The sequence below is a fragment of the Pedococcus sp. P1_H8 genome (assembly GCF_056405175.1).
The window spans coordinates 1-459 of sequence record NZ_JBFUCP010000217.1; the positions used below are offsets into that span (position 1 = coordinate 1).

General features: G+C 71.2%; 1 protein-coding gene. It reads right to left on the reverse strand.

Translation table 11 applies throughout. The features are described from left to right. A partial coding sequence (locus tag AC1DYG_RS19665; RefSeq protein ID WP_477641535.1) for a methylmalonyl-CoA mutase family protein occupies positions 1-459 on the reverse strand: 459 nt, incomplete at both ends.

Sequence of the window (459 nt, forward strand, 5' to 3'; positions counted from 1 at the left end):
GCCTGCGTCGCGGCCTCGTCCCGCTCGGCCCGCAGCGCCGCGAGCTTCGCGAGCTGCTCCGCACGCACCTTGGAGTTCTCGACCTTGAGCACCTCGATGCTGTCCGGCTCGTCCGGCACGTACTTGTTGACGCCGATCAGCGGCTGGCGGCCGGAGTCGATCCGGGCCTGGGTGCGGGCCGCGGCCTCCTCGATGCGGAGCTTCGGGATGCCCTCGCTGATGGCCTGCGCCATGCCGCCGGCCTCCTCCACCTCGGCGATGTGCGCACGCGCACGGTTCGCCAGCTGGTGGGTGAGCCACTCGACGTAGTGCGATCCGCCCCAGGGGTCGATCGGCCGGGTGGTGCCGGACTCCTGCTGCAGCAGCAGCTGGGTGTTACGCGCGATGCGAGCCGAGAAGTCGGTCGGCAGCGCGATCGCCTCGTCGAGCGCGTTGGTGTGCAGCGACTGGGTATGCCCC